At 60.6% G+C, this 14,206-nt stretch carries 14 protein-coding genes and 1 rRNA gene; 5 read left to right on the top strand and 10 right to left on the bottom strand.

Translation table 11 applies throughout. The annotated features are described in order from the left end of the window. Nucleotides 1-149 precede the first annotated feature (149 nt). Entirely contained in the window at nt 150-1,352 is a 1,203-nt protein-coding gene (locus JAB1_RS27695) for a GGDEF domain-containing protein (RefSeq protein ID WP_240317689.1), read from the top strand. Here the strand turns inward: JAB1_RS27695 and JAB1_RS27690 are convergent. The 7 genes from JAB1_RS27690 to rpe form a co-directional block, all read right to left on the bottom strand. Next, a complete protein-coding gene (locus JAB1_RS27690; RefSeq protein WP_052140413.1) occupies nt 1,303-1,785 on the bottom strand; it encodes a hypothetical protein in 483 nt (160 codons plus the stop codon). The genes JAB1_RS27695 and JAB1_RS27690 overlap by 50 nt on opposite strands. Nucleotides 1,786-1,805: 20 nt before the next feature. Further along, nucleotides 1,806-2,606: an indole-3-glycerol phosphate synthase TrpC gene (gene trpC / locus JAB1_RS27685; protein WP_034785640.1), complete on the bottom strand. Its 801-nt coding sequence runs from the start codon at nt 2,604-2,606 to the stop codon at nt 1,806-1,808. Nucleotides 2,607-2,640: 34 nt separating this feature from the next. Further along, the gene (trpD, locus tag JAB1_RS27680) at nt 2,641-3,684 is read right to left on the bottom strand and encodes an anthranilate phosphoribosyltransferase (RefSeq protein ID WP_070282854.1); all 1,044 of its coding nucleotides are present in this window, start codon (nt 3,682-3,684) and stop codon (nt 2,641-2,643) included. Nucleotides 3,685-3,749: 65 nt separating this feature from the next. Next, nucleotides 3,750-4,313, bottom strand: a complete 564-nt coding sequence (locus tag JAB1_RS27675) for an aminodeoxychorismate/anthranilate synthase component II (RefSeq protein WP_034785635.1) — start codon at nt 4,311-4,313, stop codon at nt 3,750-3,752. A 1-nt stretch (nt 4,314) separates the two neighbouring features. Beyond that, nucleotides 4,315-5,811 carry an anthranilate synthase component I gene (gene trpE, locus JAB1_RS27670; protein ID WP_034785633.1) on the bottom strand — a complete coding sequence of 499 codons (1,497 nt, stop codon included), beginning with the start codon at nt 5,809-5,811 and terminating at the stop codon, nt 4,315-4,317. A 269-nt stretch (nt 5,812-6,080) separates the two neighbouring features. Beyond that, nucleotides 6,081-6,785: a phosphoglycolate phosphatase gene (locus JAB1_RS27665; protein ID WP_070254124.1), complete on the bottom strand. Its 705-nt coding sequence runs from the start codon at nt 6,783-6,785 to the stop codon at nt 6,081-6,083. Next, nucleotides 6,785-7,459, bottom strand: coding sequence for a ribulose-phosphate 3-epimerase (gene rpe / locus JAB1_RS27660; protein ID WP_070254125.1), 675 nt, complete (start codon nt 7,457-7,459; stop codon nt 6,785-6,787). The genes JAB1_RS27665 and rpe overlap by 1 nt, the downstream gene beginning before the upstream one ends. 165 nt (nt 7,460-7,624) lie before the next feature. Here rpe and apaG point away from each other — a divergent pair, with 165 nt between their 5' ends. Then, nucleotides 7,625-7,999, top strand: a complete 375-nt coding sequence (gene apaG, locus JAB1_RS27655; RefSeq protein WP_034785627.1) for a Co2+/Mg2+ efflux protein ApaG — start codon at nt 7,625-7,627, stop codon at nt 7,997-7,999. A 23-nt stretch (nt 8,000-8,022) separates the two neighbouring features. Here the strand turns inward: apaG and JAB1_RS30060 are convergent, their stop codons facing one another. Further along, entirely contained in the window at nt 8,023-8,169 is a 147-nt protein-coding gene (locus JAB1_RS30060) for a hypothetical protein (protein WP_167468630.1), read from the bottom strand. 10 nt (nt 8,170-8,179) lie between these two features. Between JAB1_RS30060 and JAB1_RS27650 the strand changes: the two genes are divergently transcribed. After that, nucleotides 8,180-9,454: a murein transglycosylase A gene (locus JAB1_RS27650; RefSeq protein WP_254672278.1), complete on the top strand. Its 1,275-nt coding sequence runs from the start codon at nt 8,180-8,182 to the stop codon at nt 9,452-9,454. Nucleotides 9,455-9,495: 41 nt separating this feature from the next. Here JAB1_RS27650 and JAB1_RS27645 read toward each other — a convergent pair whose 3' ends face one another. Together JAB1_RS27645 and JAB1_RS27640 are read right to left on the bottom strand one after the other, a co-directional pair. After that, the gene (locus JAB1_RS27645) at nt 9,496-9,933 is read right to left on the bottom strand and encodes a universal stress protein (protein ID WP_034785626.1); all 438 of its coding nucleotides are present in this window, start codon (nt 9,931-9,933) and stop codon (nt 9,496-9,498) included. Nucleotides 9,934-10,070: 137 nt separating this feature from the next. After that, on the bottom strand, nt 10,071-11,264 hold the full coding sequence (locus JAB1_RS27640) for an MFS transporter (protein ID WP_240317690.1): 1,194 nt from the start codon (nt 11,262-11,264) through the stop codon (nt 10,071-10,073). A 188-nt stretch (nt 11,265-11,452) separates the two neighbouring features. On the opposite strand from JAB1_RS27640, the gene JAB1_RS27635 reads away from it, so the two are divergent. Together JAB1_RS27635 and JAB1_RS27630 are read left to right on the top strand one after the other, a co-directional pair. Then, complete coding sequence (locus tag JAB1_RS27635; RefSeq protein ID WP_070282850.1) at nt 11,453-12,229, top strand: enoyl-CoA hydratase; 777 nt, start codon at nt 11,453-11,455, stop codon at nt 12,227-12,229. A 380-nt stretch (nt 12,230-12,609) separates the two neighbouring features. After that, nucleotides 12,610-14,140, top strand: a 16S ribosomal RNA gene (locus JAB1_RS27630). Nucleotides 14,141-14,206 lie beyond the last annotated feature (66 nt).

Genomic DNA, 14,206 nt, shown 5'->3' with positions numbered 1-14,206 from the left:
TTACTGGCCGGTTTTTATTTCTAGCAGCAATTTCTCAAATGCAACTCATCCGCTGAACTGGCGGCTTGCCATCATATTTACCGTAAATGAACTAATTTTTCTTTAACTAAACTAAAATTGCCGAACTGCTTCTTTTAGATCGCGCCAACGTGCAAACCCTCGATCCGCGAACCATCATGCTGATGACGACCCTGATGTGCGGGGCGATGAGCATCGTCATGTTCTCGGTGTATCGCAGTTTCCGGCGCGAGGTGCATGGCCTGGGACATTGGGCGGCCGGTTTGCTGTTGCTGGTGTGCGCGTCCCTGCTGTTCGGCACCCGCGAAGTGCTGCCGCCGGCATTGTCCGTGATCGCGGCCAACGCGGCGCTGGTGGCGGGCATCGGCCTGTCGATGCTGGGCACGGAGACATTCTTTGGCCTGGCGCCCAGCCGCCGCGCCTATCTGCTGATACTTGCCCTGGCCATCGCCGGCAATAGCTGGTGGCTGCTGGTGCACCCTGATTTCTCGGCGCGCGTGGCGGTCTTCTCCCTGCTGGTCTTCCTGTTTTACGCCCGCCAGGCGCAGTTGGTGTGGCGCCATGGCGAGCGCCATTTCTCGAGTTTTTTCTTTGGCGCGCTGATGCTGACGCAGGCGATCGTGGTGCTGGCGCGCGGCGTGTCTGCCTTGCTGCATGGCGGCGCCAGCGTGAACCTGACGGTGGCCGGCACGCCGGCCGGCATCTATCTGGCGGTCGCCAATTTCATGGCGCTGCTGCTGACGGTGGGCTTCATGACGGTGGCGACGCGTCGCCTGCAGCAGATACTGGAGCGCCGCTCGACCCACGATCCGCTGACGCAGGTGCTGAACCGGCGCGGCTTTGGCGACGCCTATGCGCGCGAAATGGGCAATCTGCGGCGCCGCCGTTTGCCGCTGACGCTGCTCAGCATCGACCTCGATTACTTCAAATCGATCAATGACCGCTACGGTCACGCGGTGGGAGACCAGGTGCTGGCGCATGTGGCCACTGTCATCGGTGGGGCCTTGCGCGAATCGGATTGCGTGGCGCGTTACGGCGGCGAGGAATTCGTCGTGCTGATGCCGGACATGCCGGTGCAAAGTGCGCTGGGCGTGGCCGAACGCATCCGCACCTTGCTGCGTGAGTCCACTCATGCGGGACTGCCTTCGTGTACGGTCAGTATCGGCGTCGCTTGCCAGGCATCGGTGGTGGAAGGGCTGGAACAGTTGCTGTCGCGCGCCGATGCGGCCCTGTACCTGGCCAAGGAGCGGGGACGCGACCGCATCGAACTCGATACCGCTGCGCTTACTGTGGACCGGACAATGTCCGCAGCTGGAATCGGTACTGGTCGTTGAACAGGAAGGTTTCGGAAAAATCGAAGGTCTGGGCATGGCGGCGCATCAGGTGTGCCGCCGGCGGAAAGAGCGCCTGCACGCGCCGCACGGCGGCCAGGGCCGCAGCCGATGCTTCGCTGTCGCGCGAACGGTGGACATGCACGCTTTTCAGCTCGCCGTCGGGCCCCACGCTCAGGTCGAGCACGACGATGGCCGGCAGCATGGGCGGCAGGCGTCCGCTGAACGTGTATGCAGCGTTGGCCTCCATGATCTGCTGCGCCACCAGCGATTTGTAGGCGTCGATGCTGGCGGCGAGCTGTATCGCGGCGGGCGTGCGAGCGGGCGTAGGTGTGGGCGTGTGCGTAGGTGTGGGCGTGCGCGCCGCTGGCGGGGCCGCAGTCTGGCAAGCCGACAGCAGGCTGGCGGCGGCAAGGACGATTATCGCGTGTCTCATGCCTGCCAGCCTACCATGGTTTAACTGAACAGGCGTTCCAGCTCCACGCCGGGGTCTGGCGCGCGCATGAACGCTTCGCCCACGAGGAAGCTGTGGATGTGCGCGTCGCGCATGCGTTGCACGTCAGCCGTGCTGTGGATGCCCGATTCCGTGATGATCAATCTGTCTTGCGGGATGCGCGGCAAGAGATTGATGGTCGTGTCGAGCGACGTTTCGAAGGTGCGCAGGTTGCGGTTGTTGATGCCGATCAGTGCGCTCTTGAGTTTCAGGGCCGCCGTCAGCTCTTCGCCGTCGTGGCTTTCGATCAGCACGCCCATGCCCAGTTCGTGGGCGCACGCTTCCATCTCCGCCATCAGGCCATGGTCGAGCGCCGCCACGATCAGGAGGATGCAGTCGGCGCCCATGGCCCGCGCTTCATAGATCTGGTACATGTCGACCATGAAATCCTTGCGCAGCACGGGGATGGTGCAGGCGGCGCGCGCCTGCTGCAGATACTCCACGGATCCCTGGAAGAACTGTTCGTCCGTCAGCACGGACAGGCAGGCCGCGCCATGCGCCGCATAGCTGGCGGCGATATCAGCCGGACGGAAGTCGGCGCGGATCACGCCTTTCGATGGCGACGCTTTTTTCACTTCGGCGATGATGCCGGGCTTGCCGGCGGCGATGTGCTGGCGCAGGCTTGCTTCAAAGCCGCGCAGGCCGGCGCGCAGTGCGCTGTCGCTTTCCACGTCGCCGCGCAGGCTGGCCAGGCTGCGGCGGGCTTTGGCCTTGGCCACTTCATCGGCCTTCACGGCCAGGATTTTATCGAGTATGTCGGACATGATGGTCGCTATTCTATAAGGGAGGGCGGGGAGCTTACGCTTGCGCCGGGGGGCCCAGCTGCTGCGTGACTTGCACGAATTGAGCGAGTTTCGCCAGCGCCGCGCCCGAGCTGACGGCAGCGCGCGCGCGCGCCAGGCCGTCTTCGATCGAGCTGGCCACGCCGGCCGCGTACAGCGCCGTGCCCGCATTCAGGGCGACGATGTCGGCAGCGGCACCGGGCTCGCCGCGCAGCGCTTCCATCATCTTGGCCTTCGATTCGGCGGCATCGGCCACCTTCAGGTTGCGGCTGGCGATCATCGACATGCCGAAGTCTTCGGGATGGATTTCATATTCGCGGATTTCGCCGTTGACCAGTTCGCCGACGAGGGTAGAGGCACCGAGCGAGACTTCATCCATATTGTCGCGGCCATACACGACGATGGCGTGCTGCGCGCCCAGGCGCTGCAGCACGCGCACCTGGATGCCGACCAGGTCGGCATGGAACACGCCCATCAGGATGTTTGGCGCGCCGGCCGGATTCGTCAGCGGACCGAGGATGTTGAAAATCGTGCGCACGCCCAGCTCCTTGCGCACGGGTGCCGCATGCTTCATGGCCGCATGGTGGTTCGGCGCGTACATGAAGCCGATGCCCGTCTGCGCGATCGACTGGGCGATCTGCTCGGGCTGCAGGTTGATGTTGACGCCCAGGGAGTCCAGCACGTCGGCGCTGCCGGACGAGGACGAGACGCTGCGCCCGCCATGCTTGGCGACGCGCGCGCCGGCCGCCGCCGCCACGAACATCGAGGCGGTGGAAATATTGAAAGTGTGCGCGCCGTCGCCGCCCGTGCCGACGATGTCGAGCAGGTTGGTGGTGTCGGCCATGGGCACCTTGGTGGAAAACTCGCGCATCACTTGCGCGGCGGCGGCGATTTCGCCGATGGTTTCCTTTTTCACGCGCAAGCCCATGGTCAGGGCGGCGATCATGGTGGGCGACATTTCGCCGGACATGATCTGGCGGAACAGGTACAGCATTTCGTCGTGAAAGATTTCGCGGTGTTCGATGCAGCGCAGCAGGGCTTCTTGTGGGGTGATCGGCATGATGCTTCCTTCTTCAATGATGGCGCAGGACGACACTGATGGCACGCCGTGGCGTGCGCGGAAAATCAGCGCTCGAGAAAGTTCTTCAGCAGGGCGTGGCCGTGCTCCGAGAGGATCGATTCGGGGTGGAACTGCACGCCCTCGATATCGTATTCCCGGTGGCGCACGCCCATGATTTCGCCGTCGTCCGTCCACGCCGTCACTTCCAGGCAGGAAGGTAGCGAGGCGCGTTCGATCGCCAAAGAGTGGTAGCGGATCACTGTGAAGGGGCTGGGCAAGCCGTTGAAAACGCCCACGCCCGTATGCGCGATGAGGGAAGTCTTGCCATGCATGACTTGCTTGGCGCGGATGACCTTGCCGCCAAACGCTTCGCCGATGGCCTGGTGGCCCAGGCACACGCCCAGTATCGGCTTCTTGCCGGCGAAGTGCTTGAGCACTTCAACCGAAATGCCCGCCTGTGCCGGCGCTTTCGGGCCGGGCGAGATGCAGATGCGGTCCGGGTTCAGCGCCTCGATCTGTGCGATCGTGATTTCATCGTTGCGGTAGACCCGCACGTCTTCGCCCAACTCGCCGAAATACTGCACGATGTTGTAGGTGAAGGAGTCGTAGTTGTCGATCATCAGCAGCATCTTAAAACCCTCCATCCAGGCCATCTTGCACTTGTTCGGCGGCGCGCAGTACGGCGCGCGCCTTGTTTTCGGTTTCCTGCCATTCCATTTCGGGGATGGAGTCGGCCACGATGCCGGCCGCGGCCTGCACATACAGCATGCCGTCCTTGACCACGCCCGTGCGGATGGCGATCGCCACGTCCATTTCGCCGCCAAACGACAGGTAGCCGCAGGCGCCGCCGTAGATGCCGCGCTTGGTGATTTCCAGTTCGTCGATTACCTCCATGGCGCGCACTTTCGGCGCGCCCGTCAGGGTGCCGGCGGGGAAGGTTGCGCGCAGCACGTCCAGGTTCGACAGGCCGTCTTTCAGCTTGCCCTCCACGTTCGAGACGATGTGTTGCACATGCGAGTATTTTTCGATGACCATGCGGTCGGTGACGTGCACGCTGCCCGTCTCGGCGATGCGGCCGATGTCGTTGCGCGCCAGGTCGATCAGCATCACGTGCTCGGCGATCTCCTTCGGATCGGCCAGCAGCTCGGCCGACAGTTCGGCGTCGCGCTCTGGCGTGGCGCCGCGTGGACGGGTGCCGGCAATCGGACGCAAGGTGACTTTCTTGCCGCCGTCCGCCGTCTTCTCGTTGCGCACCAGGATTTCCGGCGAGGCGCCGATGATCTGCATGTCGCCGAAATTATAGAAGTACATATACGGCGACGGATTGAGCGAACGCAAGGCGCGGTACAGTGTCAGCGGCGAATCGACATACGGCTTGCGGATGCGCTGGCCGATCTGTACCTGCATCAGGTCGCCCGCCATCACGTATTCATGCGCCTTGGCGACGGCCTTCAGGTAGTCTTCCTTGGAAAAGTCGCGGATGGTTTCCGTGCGCACGGAAGCGCTGGTGACGGGTGCATCGACACCGCGGCGCAGCATCATGCGCAAGTCTTTCAGGCGCTGCTGTGCTTTCGAAAACGATTCGGGCTGCGTGGTGTCGGCGTAGACGATCAGGTAGAGCTTGCCGGACAGGTTATCGATGACGGCCAGTTCTTCCGTCACCATCAGCTGGATGTCGGGCAGCTTCAAGTCGTCTTTCGGCGCGCCGCCGGCCAGTTTTTTCTCGATGTGGCGCACGGTGTCGTAGCCGAAGTAGCCGGCCAGGCCGCCGCAGAAGCGCGGCATGCCGGGGCGCAGGGCTACCTTGAAGCGCGACTGGAACTGTTCGATGAAGTCGAGCGGATTGCCTTCGTGTTCTTCGATCACGCTGCCGTTCTTGACGATTTCGGTGCGCTTGCCATAGCTGCGCAACACGGTCGTGGCGGGCAAGCCAATGAAGGAGTAGCGGCCGAAGCGTTCGCCGCCGACGACGGATTCGAGCAGGAAGGTGTTCTTGCCGCCTTGTTGGGACTGTGCCAGTTTCAGGTACAGGGTGAGCGGGGTTTCCAGGTCGGCGAACGCTTCCGCGATCAGGGGGATGCGGTTGTAGCCTTGCTGGGCCAGCGATTTGAATTCGAGTTCGGTCATGTTTCTCTCCATGCCGTCAGGGTATGAGTGTGCATAGTGCACAAACCCTGCGGTGGGTTATCAAAAAACTTGCCGGGACATGCAATATGCGCAAAATGCGCAAAGGACGCGTGTGCAGCCGGCAGCAATCGTAACGGCTCGGCCCTTAGGCCTGCCAGGATTGCCAGCGTCGCCAAAGCCAGGCCTCAATCGAGCCGGTTTGGGTGACATTGTGTTTTTTGATGAGAAACGTGTTCACGATATGGTGTTGGGTTTGGTCAGTATGCTGGTTAATTTTGCATGCTAATAAAACGGGCTGCTTCGAGCAGTGTCTTTACTATACCATCGGAATCGGTATCGTGTATAGAGTGTCCGTGATTGTAGCCATACGGTACCGTCAGTACGGGGCAAGCCGCAGCCCTGGCCGCTTGTGCGTCATTCGAGGAGTCGCCGATGGCCACTACTTTGGAGGGCGGCAAGTCGAAGTCCGCGCACACTTGCAGCAGCGGCATGGGGTGCGGTTTTTTCTGCGGCAACGAATCGCCGCCGTAGACGATCTCGAAATACTGGTCCAGGTTTTTCAGTTTCAGCAGGGGCAGAGCGAAGGCGATCGGCTTGTTGGTGACGCAGGCCAGGCGCAAGCCCGCCGCCTTCATCGCCGCCAGTCCCTCTTCCACGTCCGGGTACAGGGTGCTGAACTGGCCGTTGATGGCCAGGTAGTGGCGCTGGTAACCGTCCATCGCCTGCTCGAAACGCTGTTCCACGCCGGCCGCATCGAAGTCGAGCGCCAGCACGGTGCGGATCAGGTTTTCCGAGCCCTTGCCCACCATCAGTTCGATGGCGTCGGCGCTGATGGGCGCCAGGTCCAGTTCGGCGCGCATGCCGTTGATGGCAACATGAAAATCGGGCACGGTGTCGAGCATCGTGCCATCGAGGTCGATGATGGCGGCGCGCACGCCGGCCAGTACGTGGTCTTTCACCGTGCCCGCTTGCATCAGGCGCCTTTGACAGTTGCCAGCTCGGCGCGCATGGCGTCGATGACGGCCTTGTAGTCGGGCTTGCCGAAGATGGCGGAGCCGGCGACGAAGGTGTCGGCGCCGGCGGCAGCGGCAGCGGCGATGTTGTCGATCTTGATGCCGCCATCGACTTCCAGCATGATGTCACGGCCCGACTCATCGATCATGCGGCGCGCTTCGGCGATCTTCTTCAGCGCTTGTGGAATGAAGGACTGGCCGCCGAAGCCCGGGTTGACGGACATGATCAGGATGATGTCGATCTTGTCCATCACGTGTTCCAGGTAGTGCAGCGGCGTGCCCGGGTTGAATACCAGGCCCGATTTGCAGCCATTGTCGCGGATCAGCTGCAGCGAACGGTCGACGTGATCCGACGCTTCCGGGTGAAAGGTGATGATGTTCGCGCCAGCCTTGGCGAAATCCGGGATAATGCGATCGACAGGCTTGACCATCAGATGCACATCGATGGGTACTTGCACGTGCGGGCGGATCGCTTCGCACACCAGGGGGCCGATGGTCAGGTTCGGCACGTAATGGTTATCCATCACGTCGAAGTGGATGATGTCGGCGCCGGCGGTAACGACGTTGCGCACTTCCTCGCCCAGGCGGGCAAAGTCGGCGGACAGGATGCTGGGAGCGATACGGAATGTTGTCATGGTGAAGTAGCCAAAGGATAGAAAATGCGATTTGCGCTATTTTACGCCTGACGCCGCTACCGTGCCTCATTGAAGTACGGTGAAATACAGAATACGCATCGCGCGATGGCCAATGCGGCGCGCGCGACACTCAATATGACTGGCAATGTCTGAATAGGAATGACGATGGCGACTTATGAATTTACGGTAACGGTCAAGACGCAATACCTGCCCGATCAATCGGCACCGGACCAGGGGCGGCACGTGTTCAGCTACACGATCCGCGTCGTCAACACGGGCACGGCTGGCGCGCAACTGATTTCGCGCCACTGGGTCATCACGGATGCGAACAACAAGGTGGAAGAGGTTCGCGGCCTGGGCGCCGTCGGCCACCAGCCGCTGCTGCAGCCGGGCGAGCAGTTCGAATACACGAGCGGCACCATGCTGGGCACGCCGCAAGGCTCGATGCACGGCGAATACTTTTGCGTGGCCGAAGACGGCCATCAGTTCGAAGCGCCGATTCCCGAGTTCGTGCTGTCGGTGCCGCGCACCCTGCATTAAGGAAACGCCGGGGGCGTGCGCCCCTATTTCAGTTTTTCGGTGGCGTCCTGTTCTTCACTGAGCTGCTTGCGCGCCGGCGGTGCGGGCTTTTTGCCCGAATACATGGTCCACCAAACTATAAATGCCAGCAAGAAGAACGCCACCAGCGCCTCTATCATCAAGATCCACATACGCATCCCTATGTTATTTACCCGCAGCCCATTTACCAGCCGTCTGTTTACACGCGGTAGTCTACTCGTTTCAGCCGGTGGCGTCGCGCTTGCGCTTTCCGCCTGCACCACGCCGTCCACGCCACCCGCTGCCTCCAGCGGCAAGGCGCCCGCCATCGCTCCGACCGTCGTCAGGCCGGTGCCGGCCAAGCCTGCCGACGCCAAGGATGCCAAGGATGCCACGGATGCGGCAGCCCCCACTTTCGTGCCCGCCAAGTTCGCCGCCTTGCCAGGCTGGGCCCGCGACGACATGCGCGCGGCCTGGCCCGCCTTCATGGCTTCGTGCGGCGTGCTGGTCAAGCGTCCTGACTGGAAAGAATCGTGCACGATTGCGCGCCAGGTGAATGCCGACAGCGACAAGGCCATCCGCCTGTTTTTCGAGACCTTCTTTGTGCCCAATCAAGTCGTCACCGCCGATGGCGCCAATACTGGACTGGTGACCGGTTATTACGAGCCATTGCTGCACGGCGCGCGCAAGCGCGGCGGTCCATATCAGACACCGCTGTACAAGGTGCCTGACGACCTGGTTTCGGTGGACTTGTCCGGCGTGTATCCGGAACTGAAGAACATGCGCTTGCGGGGCAAGCTGGTCGGCAAGAAGGTGATACCGTACGCGACCCGCGCCGACATCGAGCGCGCCACGTCCGTCACGGGCAAGGAATTGCTGTGGGTGGATGACGAAGTCGAGGCATTCTTCCTGCAAGTGCAGGGTTCCGGGCGCGTGCAGTTGACCGATACGCAGGAAACCGTGCGCGTGGCGTACGCGGATCAAAACGGCCATCCGTATAAATCGATCGGCCGCTACCTGGTCGACAAGGGCGAGCTGACCTTGAGCCAGGCATCCGCGCAAGGCATCAAGGCGTGGATCGCCGGCCATCCCACGCGCAAGGATGAATTGTTCAACGCTAATCCCAGCTATGTCTTCTTCAAGGAGGAGCGCCTGCCCGACCCGAAAGTGGGGCCGAAGGGCGCGCTGGGCGTGCCGCTGACGCCGCAGCGATCGGTAGCCATCGATTCGCGCTTCTTGCCGCTGGGCGCGCCCGTGTTTTTGTCCACCACGCAAGCCAATAGCGAGATCCCCATGCAGCGCCTGGTGATGGCGCAGGATACGGGCGGCGCCATTCGCGGGCCGATCCGTGTCGATTATTTCTTTGGCTTTGGTGCGGAAGCGGCCGAGAATGCGGGCCGCATGAAGCAGAGCGGCGCCGTGTGGGTGTTGTTGCCGAAACAGGCGCCGGCGCGCTAGAGGAGGTGCGCGGCGCCGGCGGGTGATGGTCTGGCGTCAGCTTAGCGCAGAACCATCACTGGCAAGTGCGTGTGGGCCAGCACTTTTTGCGTTTCGCTGCCCACGAACAGTTTGTTCAAGCCCTTGCGGCCATGCGAGGCCATCAGGATGATGTCGCAATGGTAGGTCTGCGCCGCATTGACGATTTCATCGTGCGGGCTCGGTGACACGGCCACCACGCCTTCGAAGGGTACACCGGCAGCGCTTGCCGCTGCGCCGATCTTGTCGATGGCGCGTTGCGACGCTTCCTGCATCTGTTGTTCATACAGGCTGGCGTCGAGCACGATGCCGCCGTCGGCCATCGGCGAAAACGGGAAGGGCTGCACCACGCTGATGGCGACCAGCTTGGCTTTGTTCAATTGGGCGAAGGCGAGGGCGGTCTCGGCGGCCTTGTCGGACAACGGCGAGCCGTCGGTGGGAAATAAGATGGTGTTAAACATAGCGTGCTCCTCAAGTGATGTAAGACAGCTTATGGATTTATATCAATTAAAACCTTGATGTAAATCAAACCTCACAGGCTTTGGCGTGAATAGTGTCGCCAAGGCAATCTTTTAGCAGTGTATGCCCATTCATGGCGTCAGGTGCGCACGCTACGCAGCGGCGTGCCCCACACCATGGCTGCTGTCAACAGGATGCTGCCGGCCGCGATGCAGGCAAGGCCATTGCGCACGCCAAAGTGTTCCGCGATCCAGCCGGCGGCCAGCGCGCCCAGCGGCGCCGTCGCCACCGTCAGGAAGCGCATGGTCGACGTCATGCGGCCCAGCATGGGGTCGGGCGTGACCTTCTGGCGCAGGCCCAGATAGGGAATAAAGAACAGCATCACGCCGCAATCGAAAAAGAACATCAATATGGCATACGCCACGGCGCTGGCGGCCGCGCTGCCGAACAGCGCGGCGGGAATCGTTGGCGTCAGGGCAAAGCAGAGCGAGGTCGATGCCAGGCCGATCAGGATGGTGCGGCCGGCGCCGTAGCGCTTCGTCAATGGCTTGACGATGAAGGCGCTGAGCAGCACGCCGGCGCCGCCCAGCATCTGCGTCATGCCCAGCACGCCAGGACTCATGCCCAGGTCGCGCGTGGCGAACAGCACCGTCAAGGCCATGCTGGCGTAGAACAGGAAGTGCCAGATGCCGGCGCCCCAGGCCAGCGCGCGCAGCAGCGGTTCGCGCCAGACGAACAGCAAGCCGTCGGCGATGTCGCGCAAGGCGTGCTTGTCGGATGGGGCGGGGCGCGGGTCGCGCACGCTCATGGCACGCAAATTGAAGACGGAAATCAGATAGCCGCAAGCCGTGCACAGGATGGCGACGGGCGCTGACAAGACTTGCACCAGCACGCCGGCCAGGCCGGGGCCGATCAGGCGCGAAGCCGATTCGGTGGCGGCAAATTTCGATTGCGCATCGATCAAGCCGTCGCGGCCCACCAGGAAAGTCAGAAACACCTGTTCGGCACCGCCACCGACGACGAAGCCCGTGCCGATGATGAACCCCACTATATATAACCACGGCATGGACAGCACGCCGCACCAGTAAGCCACGGCCACGCTGGCCAGGGCCAGGCCGGACATGCTTTCGCTGAACAGCATGATCGGGTGCTTGCTGCGCCGGTCCAGCAGCACGCCGACGGGCAAGCCGAAGAGGGCGAACGGCAGCGCCTGCAGGGCAACCAGCACGCCCATCTGTTCCGGCGTCGCATGCAATAACAGTACCGCGCACAAGGGCAGGGCCAGCGAGGTGATCTGGGCGCCGAAGCAATTGAGGCCATTACTGAACCACAGGCGGCGGAAATTGACGCTGGCGGCGCTGCCGTCGCCGCGCAGGTAATGGGCGCAGTACTGGAAGAGGGCGGAGAAAATATCTTGCTCGATATGAAAATGATCAGGCTCACAATAATAGCAGCGCGCCTGCCGCGCCGCTGCCGTTAGCCGCTACAATCGTTGCACCGTGTTCATCCAGAGGAGACTATATGCAATACGAAGACTTGATCATCGATATCCAGGACAAAGTGGCGGTCATCCGCCTGAATCGCCCGAAGGCATTGAATGCCTTGAACGACAACATGATGAATGAGCTGGGCGACGCCTTGCTGAAGTTCGACGCCGACGAGAATATCGGCTGCATCGTGCTCACGGGTAGCGAAAAAGCGTTTGCCGCCGGCGCCGACATCGCCGCCATGGCCGATTACACCTATCCGGACACTTTTACCCAGGGCTACATCAGCCGCAACTGGGAACATATCTTGCGCGTGCGCAAACCTGTGGTGGGCGCGGTGGCTGGTTATGCGCTCGGTGGCGGCTGCGAACTGGCCATGATGTGCGACTTCCTGATCGCTGCCGACAGCGCCAAATTCGGCCAGCCGGAAATCAAGGTCGGCGTCACGCCGGGCGCGGGCGGTACGCAGCGTCTGCCGCGCGCCATCGGCAAGGCCAAGGCCATGGACCTGTTGCTGACGGCGCGCACCATTGACGCTGCCGAGGCGGAACGCATCGGCCTCGTATCGCGCGTGGTGCCGGCCGATAAATTGCTGGAAGAAACCCTGGCTGCCGCCAAGACCATTGCCGCCATGCCGACCTCGGTTGCCATGATGATCAAGGATTGCGTCAACCGCGCCTTTGAAACCACCTTGACCGATGGCGTCGCCTACGAGCGCCGTTTGTTCCAGGCCGCCTTCGGTACGCCTGCGCAAAAAGAAGGCATGCACGCTTTCCTGGAAAAGCGCTTGCCAAACTTCGACGGTCTTTGATATGATTCGCCTCCCCGATGAGACGCACTAGTTTGCGGCACAAAAGGGACGGCCTTCCGGGGCTGGGTAGTAAAAAAGAAGGTTGACGAAATGCTGCAAACGCTTCATACTCTTCCTTCTTCGCAGCTGACAAACACAACGCTTTGTCGATAGCGCGAAAGCAGTAACCGAATACAGTTCTTTAACAATTAACAGTCGATAAGTGTGGGCATTTGATGTAAGTGCAGCAGTGATCTTCGGATCGCTGTAAAACTTAAAATATCAAATGTTCACAAGAAATAATGAAATAGGATACTTCTTCGGAAGTAGCCTGTCAGTTTTTTGAGTGAGCGACCCATCAGCAATGATGGTGCCTGTAAAAGGGCAAAGTAACAGAGATTAAACTGAAGAGTTTGATCCTGGCTCAGATTGAACGCTGGCGGCATGCCTTACACATGCAAGTCGAACGGCAGCACGGAGCTTGCTCTGGTGGCGAGTGGCGAACGGGTGAGTAATATATCGGAACGTACCCTAGAGTGGGGGATAACGTAGCGAAAGTTACGCTAATACCGCATACGATCTAAGGATGAAAGTGGGGGATCGCAAGACCTCATGCTCGTGGAGCGGCCGATATCTGATTAGCTAGTTGGTAGGGTAAAAGCCTACCAAGGCATCGATCAGTAGCTGGTCTGAGAGGACGACCAGCCACACTGGAACTGAGACACGGTCCAGACTCCTACGGGAGGCAGCAGTGGGGAATTTTGGACAATGGGCGAAAGCCTGATCCAGCAATGCCGCGTGAGTGAAGAAGGCCTTCGGGTTGTAAAGCTCTTTTGTCAGGGAAGAAACGGTGAGAGCTAATATCTCTTGCTAATGACGGTACCTGAAGAATAAGCACCGGCTAACTACGTGCCAGCAGCCGCGGTAATACGTAGGGTGCAAGCGTTAATCGGAATTACTGGGCGTAAAGCGTGCGCAGGCGGTTTTGTAAGTCTGATGTGAAATCCCCGGGCTCAACCTGGGAATTGCATTGGAGACTGCAAGGCTAGAATCTGGCAGAGGGGGGTAGAATTCCACGTGTAGCAGTGAAATGCGTAGATATGTGGAGGAACACCGATGGCGAAGGCAGCCCCCTGGGTCAAGATTGACGCTCATGCACGAAAGCGTGGGGAGCAAACAGGATTAGATACCCTGGTAGTCCACGCCCTAAACGATGTCTACTAGTTGTCGGGTCTTAATTGACTTGGTAACGCAGCTAACGCGTGAAGTAGACCGCCTGGGGAGTACGGTCGCAAGATTAAAACTCAAAGGAATTGACGGGGACCCGCACAAGCGGTGGATGATGTGGATTAATTCGATGCAACGCGAAAAACCTTACCTACCCTTGACATGGCTGGAATCCTCGAGAGATTGGGGAGTGCTCGAAAGAGAACCAGTACACAGGTGCTGCATGGCTGTCGTCAGCTCGTGTCGTGAGATGTTGGGTTAAGTCCCGCAACGAGCGCAACCCTTGTCATTAGTTGCTACGAAAGGGCACTCTAATGAGACTGCCGGTGACAAACCGGAGGAAGGTGGGGATGACGTCAAGTCCTCATGGCCCTTATGGGTAGGGCTTCACACGTCATACAATGGTACATACAGAGCGCCGCCAACCCGCGAGGGGGAGCTAATCGCAGAAAGTGTATCGTAGTCCGGATTGTAGTCTGCAACTCGACTGCATGAAGTTGGAATCGCTAGTAATCGCGGATCAGCATGTCGCGGTGAATACGTTCCCGGGTCTTGTACACACCGCCCGTCACACCATGGGAGCGGGTTTTACCAGAAGTAGGTAGCTTAACCGTAAGGAGGGCGCTTACCACGGTAGGATTCGTGACTGGGGTGAAGTCGTAACAAGGTAGCCGTATCGGAAGGTGCGGCTGGATCACCTCCTTTCTAGAGTTTGCACGAATCAGTAATGATTCACGCATCAAATGTTCACACTTATCGGCTGTTTAATTA

This window comes from Janthinobacterium sp. MP5059B (assembly GCF_001758645.1).
Classification (GTDB): Bacteria; Pseudomonadota; Gammaproteobacteria; order Burkholderiales; family Burkholderiaceae_D; genus Janthinobacterium; species Janthinobacterium lividum.
Note: the sequence above shows the minus strand (reverse complement) of the source record. Positions and strands in the feature narration are given on the sequence as shown.